Raw genomic sequence first — 10,815 nt, forward strand, 5'->3', positions numbered from 1 at the left:
GAGATACCGCTCAGGTTAATGTTCAAAACCGAGTTTCTCAAGCAGAAGCTTCTTTACCAGATTCAGTCAGACAAACAGGTATTACTGTAGAAGCAGCATCCCCTAATATTTTATTAGTAATTGCCACTTATTCAGAAAAAGATGAAAATGGCAATTTCTTCTACAGCACTGACTTTATGAGTAACTACATCGATCTGAACGTCTTAGATCAAATTAAGCGTATTCCTGGAGTTGGTCAGGCGACAGTTTTAGGGGAGCGGAAATATGCCATGCGCATTTGGCTTAACCCCCAGAAAATGGCAGTTCGTGAATTAACAGCTCAGGATGTAGTCAATGCTTTACAAGAACAAAATATTCAGGTGGGAGCAGGTAAAATTGGTCAAAGTCCAGCACCACCAGATTTAGTTTATGAAATTCCTCTGCAAGCTATTGGTAGGTTAAAAAATGCCCAAGAATTTGAGGATTTAGTGCTGAAAGTTGATGAAAATGGTACTTTGGTTAAGGTTAGAGATATAGGTAGAGCAGAACTTGGAGCGGAAAATTACGATCTAGTTACCACATACAATGGAGACCCAACTACGGGTTTAGCAATTTATCAACTTCCCGGTAGTAATGCTCTAGAAACAGCAAATCAAATCAAAGCTACAATGGCAGATCTCAGTGATAGTTTTCCACCAGGACTAAAATATAGCGTTGCATACGATACAACGTTGTTTGTGCAAGTCTCACTGCGAGAGGTAGTTATTACTCTACTTCAAGCTGTAGGATTAGTGGTTTTGATTATCTTTATTTTTTTACAAGATTGGCGAGCCACATTGATTCCAGCGATCGCTATTCCTGTAGCTTTGATTGGGGCAATGGCTGGCTTAAAGATGTTAAATTTTGAAATTAATACTCTAACTTTGTTTGCTTGTACTTTGGCATCAGGTCTGGTGGTGGATGATGCGATCGTAATTGTGGAGGCAGTCTCTAGTAAAATTGAACAAGGAATGAAGGCAAGGCAAGCAGCATTGGATGCAATGGAGGAACTCACTGGAGCAACGATCGCTACTTCCTTAGTATTGATGGCTGTATTTATTCCGGTTTCATTCTTCCCTGGAACCACTGGAGTAATTTACAAACAATTTGCTTTGACTATTGCTTTTGCTGTTGCCTGTTCAACTTTTAATGCTCTGACTTTCTCTCCTAGTATATCTGGTTTGTTACTACGTCCAAAAAAAGAAGCTACCGGACCTTTGGGTTGGATATTTGATACCTTTAACCGAGGTTTTGGTTGGCTACAAGACAAATACGGTAAATTAGTCAGCTTTCTCACCCGCATTAATATCATAGTAATGGGGATTTTTATTGCGGGTTTAGTGGCAACTGTTTGGATGTATGGTTTAGTTCCTGGTGGATTTGTTCCCGAAGAAGACCAAGGTTATTTTATTATAATTTATCAAGCTCCTGACGGAGTTTCCCTCAATTATAATACTGATGCTGCAGCCAAAATTCAAAAAGAAATTGAGGAGATTGACGAAATCAAATCTTCTTTTGGTGTTGCTGGATTTGGTTTTGATGGTATCAACCCTAGTCAAGGGGTATTTTTCGTCTTACTTAAACCTTGGGAAGAACGAACTTTACCAGAGCAGTCTGTTTATGGCATAACCAGAAGATTAAATGGAGCGTTGCAAGGAATTAAAGAAGTGAACGCCTTTGCTGTGAATGCCCCACCAGTACCAGGATTAGGTAGTACAGGAGGTTTTGAATTTCAATTGCAAGAGCGTACTGGAAGTTTGCCTATTGAAGCATTACTCGAAAATGGTAATCGGTTAATTGGAGCAGCTTATTCCCCAGAATATCCTAGTTTACAAGGTGTTTACAGTCAGTTTAACGCTAATAAGCCTCAGAAGCAAATTGAAGTTTTACGCGATCGCGCTAAGGCATTAAATGTGAATGTTAATGATATATTTTCTACCTTACAAATTTATTTCGGTTCGTCTTATGTAAATGATTTTGTTTTAGGACAACGCCAGTATCGGGTTTATGTTCAAGCAGAACCAGAGTTTCGTTCTAAACCTGATGATATTAATCAATTGTATGTCCGCTCTCTTAATGGAGAAATGATTCCCCTGGGAAGTTTAGTCACAATCAAAGATTTTGTTGGACCGGAGATTATTACCCACTATAATATTTTCCGTTCCATGAAAATTCAAGGTGGGCCTGCTCCTGGTTATAGTTCTGGACAAGCGATCGCTGCTATGGAACAAGCTTCGGAAAAATTGTTAGACCCTGGTTTTGGTTATGCTTGGCAGGGTAGTGCGTTGGAGGAAAAGTCTTCTGGTGGTGCAGCACCGATTATTTTTGGCTTGGGTTTTGTGATGGTGTTTCTGGTACTAGCAGCACAATACGAGAGTTACATCGACCCTTTAATTATTATGCTCTCGGTACCACTAGCAGTGTTAGGCGCTTTGGTAGCTATTTGGTTTAGATCGAATATACTTATGGCTGGTTCTGTTTGGCCAGTGGTGACAAATGATGTGTATGCTCAGGTTGCCTTAGTTATGTTGATTGGTTTGGCTTCCAAGAACTCAATTTTGATTGTAGAATTTGCTAACCAGTTAAGGGATAAGGGTGTAAATATTACTAAGGCAGCAATTACAGCGGCAGAGCAGCGTTTCCGACCAATTCAGATGACGGCAATCTCCAGTTTGATTGGTTTTATGCCTCTAGTTATTGCTACTGGCGCAGGTTCGGGCAGTCGTTGGTCTCTTGGTACTGCAATATTTGGAGGAATGTTGTTTGGTACTCTTTTGAGTTTGTTGATTACTCCTAATTTATATATTGCTGTTAAAAATTTGGAGGGATGGTTGTTGAAGGGTGAAAAACCTAAGAAGTCAGAGCGACCTGATTTGTCAAATTATGATGATGCTCATTCTAATGGATATGAATCTGTTGATGATGGTATCAAAGATCATCATAATAGACATACTGTAGGTAATGGTGCATTAGAAAATCAAGCTGATTCTACAACAGAAACTGTTGATTCTGATATTGATGAGGCGGTTAGGGAAGAACCACAAACACCTAAAAGCTAGTGCAACTATGGGGAAGTTAAAAGTCAAAAGTCAAAAGTCAAAAGTAAGAATTTAAGCCAGGAAATTATTTCGGTTTAGTAGGTTGGGTTAAGCGACAGCGCAACCCAACAATATTGAAGTAATAGATAAAAATGTTATTATCTAGCAAATATTTAGTCATGCCACTCCGCCCTTAACCCTTGTTGAAATTCAAGAGTATCTATCCGTTTTGGCAAAAAACCAAAAAAGTCTAAAGTTTCCTCCCCCTCTTGGGAAATTTTCGTTACTGGCGGTAAAGACTGTACAACCACCACAACTTCTACTAAACAGGGTTCTACAGTATCAGGTAGGCTAATTTCCAGTTTGCGATCGCTCCCGACATAGACTACTTTGCGAATGGTTTCCATAATTTCTCCTGTAATAAAACACTAATTCTAAATTCAATAACAGTTATTAAAGCTGACTGCTAATAGCTAATATCATGTTCGGTTGAATACTTATATCATGTCCGGTTGAACAGTTATAAATAAATAACGACGTAGGAGTCAGGAGTCAGGAGTCAGGAGTCAGGAGGGAAGAAAGAAGAAGAAAAGGAGAAGAAGGAGAAAGTTTTTTATTACGCTCTTATCCGGACATGATATTACACTTTGGAGGAAGGAAGGCAGGAGGCAGCTATGCTGGAGGCAGAAGGGAAGAAAGGATTAAAGGGGATAAAGATAGGGGACAGTTTTGGTGGAAAGATGTTGGAGCAGGTGGATAAGCTTTGGCAACTTATACAACGAAAACCTGCGGGAATCTTGCCTACTTTGAAATCTGCTGAAACAGAAGCTTCTAATGTTGATGTTTATCAAGCAGCACAAGAGTTGGAAACTGTTGCTAATGAGGACTCAGAAGTTAGGCAAGCTATTATTGATGTGTTTGAAGCTGCTAAACAGGAACATCCTGAATATGTTAAAAATCTTGAGTCTGAGGTTGAGAAAATTAAGTCTCAAGAAGCAACTCCTGAGAAAATTAATGCTTTGGTTCAGGCAAGTATTATTAGTGGGGGTAATGTTGGCAATACAGGTATTGTTGGCAATAAAACTGTCAAGATTAAAAACGCTAACTTTTGACTGCAGCCGCCGGGATGGGCACCGGTAAAGGAAAGTACCCAACAGCCAAAAGGCATTCCGCAAAACCTGCTTATATCATGTCCGGTTGAATAGTTATAAATAAACTACTCAGGAGTCAGAATTCAGAATTCAGAATTCAGAATTCAGGAGGAAAGAAAGAAGAAGAGAAGGAGAAAGTTTTTTCATCACTAATTATCCGGACATGATATTAGGAGTGGCGCTAAGAAATTTGTTGGTAGGGATAATGTAATGGTTTTCCTGCACCAACAGCTACAAAAAACTGAACGGGTGGCGATCGCTTCTATTACTGGTATGGGTGGTATCGGTAAAACTGAACTCGCTCTCCAATATGCTCGTCTTCACCTCCAACAAAAGACTTATCCTGGTGGAATTTGTTGGTTAGAGAGGCGTGGTGTGGATGTGGGGATTCAAATTATTAATTTTGCTAGGTCACAACTTAACTTAAACCCGCCAGAGGATTACGATCCGGAGACTCAGGTGCGCTCATCCAGATATTGCTTTTAGTCTGAACAATCTGGCAAGTCTCTACGAATCCCAGGGGCGATACTCGGAAGCGGAACCTCTGTATACAAAAGCTTTGGAAATGAGAAAGCAACTGTTTAGGTCTGCACATTCAGAGATTGCCTCTAGTCTGAACAATCTGGCATATCTCTACAAATCCCAGGGGCGATACACGGAAGCGGAGCCTCTGTATACAAAAGCTTTGGAAATGAGAAAGCAACTGTTTGGTTCTGCACATTCATATATTGCCACCAGTCTCAACAACCTGGCAGCTCTCTACAAATCTCAGGGGCGATATAGGGAAGCGGAAGCGCAGCAGGTGGATTTAAAGTTGCGGATTCTATTATTTCCCAGTCACGATCGCTCACCACAATTGCTTCTGGTTTCTGTATCTCCTCAGTCGTAATATCCAAAGCCAGTTGTAGCAAATACTCGCTGACAGTCAAACATCTCAAAGCAGCAGCCTTCTCTAAAAGTTGTTTTTGCTCTGGTTCCAGAGTTAAAGTTATACTCGTTTTCTCAGTATTCGTCGTTGCTGACATAATATTTCACCTGCTTAACCATTTTTTGAAATAACAATTATTATAGTTTACTTTTTTCATTCTAGATTGTCAAAAGTTTTGATAAATGTAGCGATCGCTCTATCTATTTACCAGAAAACAACAGCCATATAACTCCGTTTCGCTGCGCGTTGATGGAGCCTAAAAAACACTTTCAACTTCTTCATAACTTGCCCACTCGCCCCGCTTTGCGCCCTCATAAGCTCGACCTAATCGTTCCAGACTGCCATACTCGCGAGCATAAATTGTAAGCAAGTGCTAATATTACATCAGTCTGATTTTTGCTAGAGTCAAGCAATTGATTTTTTAACTCTTCTCGCAATGGTGCGGGTGTGTTTGGATTACCCACTATAGCTACTGGAATACCTCGCTTAGAAGGATTTTATGTAGTCAATCCCAATAGCATCAGCAACCCATACAAAGCAAATTCTTCTGAAGTAAAAGGATGATACTTTTCGAGCCAACGATCTTGTAATGGCAACCCTCCACCCAAACCGATCACTGGTAACATACACCTACATAAAGGCTCAATTGCAGAACGCTCTGATTCATTTAAACTGGCTAAAATTTCTCTCCACTGTTTCAATACCGATGTTTGTAAAGTTGTATCTGCTATTTGTTGCCAATTTTCCGTAATTTCTCCAGCCCAATTAACATGATGACTAGCTGCTTCTGCCACCAGAGAGTCAGAACTATTAACCAAGATTTCCAGCAGATTAGTTGGTGTAGCTGGATAATTAGCGATCCCTAACTGTAGCTCTATAGTTTGCTCACTTAGTAGAGCAGGATTGGCCAAAAAAGGTTGTAAGTCCTGAGAATTTAAAAGTTTTGGTTGTGCCATTTCAGTTATCAGTTATCAGTTATCAGTTATCAGCAGGTGAAACAAACCCTAATCTTAGGGTTTAACCAGATTTCATATCGAATATCAGTATCGACTGTAAAAGCAAACAGCACAAATATCGGGGTTATTTTTTGGATTAAGTACCTATGCAGCAAAGCTTTTAGCTGAAACTGCCCCCAAATATATATACTTACTTATTTTTGACTACTTAAAAGAGATCGTAATCTAGATTGACTAAAAAATCAACCCTATTCCTAAAAAAATTTGCGAGAAAAGTAGTATAGATGTCCCAACTGAGACTTTACTAATCTATCAAAACAATTGGGTCGCGCAACCCCGCCTTTTAAAGCGAAATATTGTTGGAGAGTTGCTCAAATCCCCGTTACAAAAATAACTTCTGACTTCTGACTTCGTTAACTGGTAGTCCTGCATAGTAATAGTGAAGATATATATTTTTTAATTCCTCCCCTACTCTCTTCCGTATCCCTGTATCCGTGCCATAATCCGTGTGAGCCACTTCCCCACTCCCTGACAATTCCGTATATCCGTGCCATAATCAGTGTGAGCCACTCCCCTACTCCCCTACTATCCTACTCCCCTACTCCCCTACTCCATAGATAAGGAGTTTCCCTATTTTTCAAAGCCTTACCAATATACATAATTGACATATCATCATTAATACTAATTTGAAAAGATCCAGTTTTTCGATATAGCTGATAATTAATAAAATTGGTTTTCCAGACTTGAATTAACTTCCGAATAAATACTTGTAACGACTTATCAAACTTGAGATTTTTTCTGAAAATATTCAACTCTCCCAAGACAAAACCTATTTCTCCAAACAAATCAAAACCTTTCATCTCAACCTCAACAAAACCCAAAGATAACATCAACTCTTTCAACTCTTCTGGCAAAATAAATTTATCCCAATCGTGAACCCCCTGGGGAATTAATCGTAATAAATTTTCCATCAACCAAATCATCATAAATCGAGATTGAAAATTACGATTTATCGTGTCATAGAAAAAAATACCATCAGGTTTCAACACTCTATATATTTCTGAAACAACTTGACGATAATCAGAAACGTGTTCCAAAACATCCACACAAATCACAACATCAAAAGTATTATTTTCATAAGGCAAACTTTCAGCAACCCCAACTTTATAGTTAATATCCAAACTATTTTCACCGCTATGTTTTTGAGCAACTTCTATACATTTTGCCGAGGAGTCAATACCATAAGTTATTGCACCTCTTTTTGCCATAAATTCACAAGAAAAACCACCCCCACAACCCACATCCAAAACCTTTAATCCTTGCCAATGAGGAACAAATCCATCGAAAAATTCAAACCTTGGTTGATTGAGATAATAAAGAGCATAAATTTTGGCATTTTTATCCCACCATTGATTAGCACTTAAGTCATAAAACTCTAAGTCATTTTTTTTCATTGTTATTAGATATAGTAAGGAGTAAGGAGTAGGGGGGGATTTTTGATTTATATAGTGGAATAATTAATTTGATTTTTTATTATCGGAGATGTCTCTTATATTTATTCATTACTTTTCAGAAAGAATTGAAAAAAACAAGGAAAGCGATCGTCACACCTTTTCATATTAATAATATATTTTAAGCATCTCCTGCGGAATGCTTACCGAAAAATTGTGGTTTAAAGCCTTCCCTTGTAAGAGGATAATAAAGAAAAGTTTTCATGATTAGTTAATCCTATCCGTTTTAAAGGAAAGGTAATTCTAAATTCTAAATTCTAAATTCTAAATTCTAAATTCTAAATTCTAAATTCTAAATTCTAAATTCTAAATTCTAAATTCTAAATTCTTGAAAATATATCTAACTTAATCTCGCCGTACATTCCAAAATTAACCTTTGATTTTCAATAGAATAAGGCTGAACTTCTAAAGCCTTTTTAAAAGCTAAAATAGCTTCTCGATATTTTCCCAATGCAGCATAACATAATCCTAAACCATGCAAAGCACCAAAATGAAAAGGAATAATTTTTACCACCATCTCACAATCTTTTATAGCCTTTTCATACTCTCCTAAAGAGTAAGAAAGAACCGCTCTTCGATTCCAAGCTTCTGCAAAATCAGGTAAATCTTCAACTAATTTATTCAAAACTGCTTCTGCCTTAGCAACTTCTCCAACTTGCAGCAAATGTTCTGAACTTTGAATTGCTTCTAAACCAGCAACACCTTTTTGCTCAAACCAAATCCGCCATAATTCACCCGTAGCTTTATTTCTAATTAATTCGTCAGGATTTTTCAAGTCTTCCAGTAATTCTTTAATTGATGATTTATCCGTAATTTTAATAATCTTAATAATCTTAATGATTACTAATCAGTAATTAGTAATTGGTACAGTCCTCAAACCGTTTGATTCCTTGATAGAATAGCTATGAATTTAGAACTCGTATCTGGAATTACTAATACCGTTTCACTAAAGTCAAAAGTAAAAAATTAGAAGTAAAAAGTGATATTATAAGTACTTAAAATCTCTACTATAAAGTAATTTAAACTTATTGTTTAACTTCATAAGTTACCAACTATTTGTGACATCTTTTAAGTGAAATGGCATAACTACTAAATATTATCATAATTTATCAAAATAATTGGGTTGCGCAACCCCGCCTTTTAAGGTGAAATATTTTTGGAGGCTTGCTCAAATCCCCGTTACAAAAACAACTTCTGTACGTCGCCAATCCGACGGCTCCCCTATTTGACTTCGTTAAATACTTGCTATAATCTGACTTTTGATTGTACTGTTAGTTTACTTGACGTAGGTATTTCAGCTATTAGCAGTTAGCCTTCAGCTTTTTAGTGGGCGTTGCATAATTGCGGGATGAATACTTACGTCGATGTCTTTTTATACTTTGAGTTCTTACTCAGTATCTTAATACTAATTCAGACTTAATTCAGACTTTCTTTGACGATAAAAGCTTCATAACTAATAGCTAACCGCCCGAATAATTAATAATTAATCATTAAATAATTAAATAATTCGCGCCTTGAAGCCTCCCCTTTTAAGGGGAAAAAAGCGGTCGAGGGATGGATGGGTTTCCTAACCATATCCAATCGACCAAGAGAAGAAATAATATTTCCTTATATTCAATTCCGTAACGGTTTTAACCAGAGGTAATTATCAATTATCAATTATCCATTATCCATTATCAATTAATGAACACTTGTTCTATCCTAGACAATTAAACTCCTTCTTCCTTCTTCCTTCTTCCTTCTTCCTTCTTACTTCTTACTTAATTTATGCTCAATATTTCTATCATTATTCCTACCCTCAATGAAGCAGCTTATTTATATCGTACCCTCCATAATCTTTCTGTACTTACCCCTCCACCAAAAGAAATATTAGTAGTAGATGGTTACAGCAAAGATGAGACAGTTTCTATTGCTCTCTCCTTTGGAGTTTCTGTTATTTATTCTCCCCAGCGTGGACGTTCTGTTCAAATGAATTTAGGCGCCCAAAAAGCAACAGGAGAAATTCTCTGTTTTCTTCATGCTGATACTATAGTACCTAATGACTTTATTTCTATAATTTCTCAAACTTTGGCAAATCAAAATATTGTTTGTGGTGGATTTATTTCCATTATGTGTAATGCCAAAACTACTCGCTGGAGTATTGTCTTACATAACTATTTCAAAACTTTCTATGCTCCTCTAATTTTTCGCCCACATTTATTCTTGAAAGGTTTGCGGATTTTGTGTGGAGACCAAGTAATTTTCTGTCGTAGCACAGATTTCTGGAAAGTTGATGGTTTTGATACTAATCAACCAATTATGGAAGATGCTGACTTATGTATTAAGTTAGTTAAACATGGACGAATTTATCTAGTAAATCGCTTCGTATATACTAGCGATCGCCGTGTAGCTAAGTGGGGAATTTTCAAAGCAAATTTTATCTATTTATTTATTGGTTTTTTGTGGGGTTTTGGTGTCTCACCCACTTTTCTTAAACGTTTCTATCAAGATATTCGTTAAGAAACTGTTTATAAAAAAATACCGACCACATTACTGCGATCGGCTTCTTTAATTTTTTATTCTTCTTCGGTATTTGCTTCTAATTCCGCCTTCATCAATTCCAGGAATTCAATCTCATCGTTGCACTTGGATAGTAAGTTGTTGTACCAAGTCAAGCAGTCTTCAGCTTCGCGCTGCCTATCTTTCCAGGAATCAATTAAGCGGTCAACAAGTTTTTTAGTTGTTCTTTGCCAGATGTCTTGAGCTTAATTTCCTTGCGACCAATCTTTTCCAGCAGCGCTGACCGACTTAAACCCAGTTTGTTCGCTTGTTCCATCAATCCCTGTGCTGCTTCCGGTGTCACGCTGGCTGATATCCACTCCTTGTATTGGCCGTGTTCCTTGTGTTTGCTTTTTGGCATTTTTCTTTATCATTTTTACTTCTTATATAAGATAGCCCAACCTTGTATAAAAAATATTGTACAATCTATTGACAAATATCAAATATCTTGTATAATATAATAACTGTTGGAACAAGGAAGTTTTACAACCTATACAGATACTCAGGAGGTGATGCCCAACTAAGCAGTTCAAACAGCTAAAACCTAAATAGTTACTAAATCTATAGAAAAATATTCCTTGACTTAGTTTTAATTAAGTGTTATCTTAACCGGGTGAACTACAACACCCTCTATCCCATTGCTAAAAGCGTTTGGGACTGCTTTTCTTAATATGT

11 protein-coding genes and 1 pseudogene are annotated in these 10,815 nt (G+C 37.3%); 5 read left to right on the top strand and 7 right to left on the bottom strand.

The features are described from left to right. The coding region (locus F6K54_RS30970; protein WP_293086474.1) for an efflux RND transporter permease subunit at positions 1-3,077 on the top strand (3,077 nt) is incomplete at its 5' end. A gap of 152 nt (positions 3,078-3,229) precedes the next feature. Here the strand turns inward: F6K54_RS30970 and F6K54_RS30975 are convergent. Next, positions 3,230-3,463, bottom strand: coding sequence for a hypothetical protein (locus F6K54_RS30975; RefSeq protein ID WP_293086476.1), 234 nt, complete (start codon positions 3,461-3,463; stop codon positions 3,230-3,232). 267 nt (positions 3,464-3,730) lie between these two features. Between F6K54_RS30975 and F6K54_RS30980 the strand changes: the two genes are divergently transcribed. The 3 genes from F6K54_RS30980 to F6K54_RS30990 all read left to right on the top strand — a co-directional run bounded on the left by F6K54_RS30980 (position 3,731) and on the right by F6K54_RS30990 (position 5,096). Then, positions 3,731-4,168 (top strand): hypothetical protein, encoded by a 438-nt coding sequence (locus F6K54_RS30980; RefSeq protein WP_293086479.1) that lies wholly within the window; start codon positions 3,731-3,733, stop codon positions 4,166-4,168. Between the two features lie 249 nt (positions 4,169-4,417). Next, entirely contained in the window at positions 4,418-4,693 is a 276-nt protein-coding gene (locus F6K54_RS30985; RefSeq protein WP_293086481.1) for a hypothetical protein, read from the top strand. Between the two features lie 10 nt (positions 4,694-4,703). Then, on the top strand, positions 4,704-5,096 hold the full coding sequence (locus F6K54_RS30990; RefSeq protein ID WP_366558281.1) for a tetratricopeptide repeat protein: 393 nt from the start codon (positions 4,704-4,706) through the stop codon (positions 5,094-5,096). On the opposite strand, the pseudogene F6K54_RS43285 reads toward F6K54_RS30990, so the two are convergent. The 5 genes and pseudogenes from F6K54_RS43285 to F6K54_RS31015 form a co-directional block, all read right to left on the bottom strand. Then, a pseudogene (locus F6K54_RS43285) lies at positions 5,059-5,232 on the bottom strand (DUF1778 domain-containing protein); the annotation flags it as partial. The gene F6K54_RS30990 and the pseudogene F6K54_RS43285 sit on opposite strands and share 38 nt — an antisense overlap. 214 nt (positions 5,233-5,446) lie before the next feature. Beyond that, entirely contained in the window at positions 5,447-5,599 is a 153-nt protein-coding gene (locus F6K54_RS31000) for a hypothetical protein (protein ID WP_293086486.1), read from the bottom strand. 33 nt (positions 5,600-5,632) lie between these two features. Then, entirely contained in the window at positions 5,633-6,091 is a 459-nt protein-coding gene (locus F6K54_RS31005; protein WP_293086488.1) for a hypothetical protein, read from the bottom strand. A 590-nt stretch (positions 6,092-6,681) separates the two neighbouring features. Beyond that, complete coding sequence (ubiG, locus tag F6K54_RS31010; RefSeq protein ID WP_293086490.1) at positions 6,682-7,545, bottom strand: bifunctional 2-polyprenyl-6-hydroxyphenol methylase/3-demethylubiquinol 3-O-methyltransferase UbiG; 864 nt, start codon at positions 7,543-7,545, stop codon at positions 6,682-6,684. Positions 7,546-7,942: 397 nt separating this feature from the next. Beyond that, on the bottom strand, positions 7,943-8,377 hold the full coding sequence (locus tag F6K54_RS31015; RefSeq protein WP_293086493.1) for a tetratricopeptide repeat protein: 435 nt from the start codon (positions 8,375-8,377) through the stop codon (positions 7,943-7,945). A gap of 992 nt (positions 8,378-9,369) precedes the next feature. On the opposite strand from F6K54_RS31015, the gene F6K54_RS31020 reads away from it, so the two are divergent. After that, on the top strand, positions 9,370-10,101 hold the full coding sequence (locus F6K54_RS31020; RefSeq protein WP_293086495.1) for a TIGR04283 family arsenosugar biosynthesis glycosyltransferase: 732 nt from the start codon (positions 9,370-9,372) through the stop codon (positions 10,099-10,101). Positions 10,102-10,297: 196 nt separating this feature from the next. Here F6K54_RS31020 and F6K54_RS31025 read toward each other — a convergent pair whose 3' ends face one another. Further along, positions 10,298-10,501, bottom strand: coding sequence for a hypothetical protein (locus tag F6K54_RS31025; RefSeq protein WP_293086498.1), 204 nt, complete (start codon positions 10,499-10,501; stop codon positions 10,298-10,300). Between the last annotated feature and the right edge of the window lie 314 nt (positions 10,502-10,815).

This window comes from Okeania sp. SIO3B5, assembly GCF_010692555.1.
Classification (GTDB): Bacteria; Cyanobacteriota; Cyanobacteriia; order Cyanobacteriales; family Microcoleaceae; genus Okeania.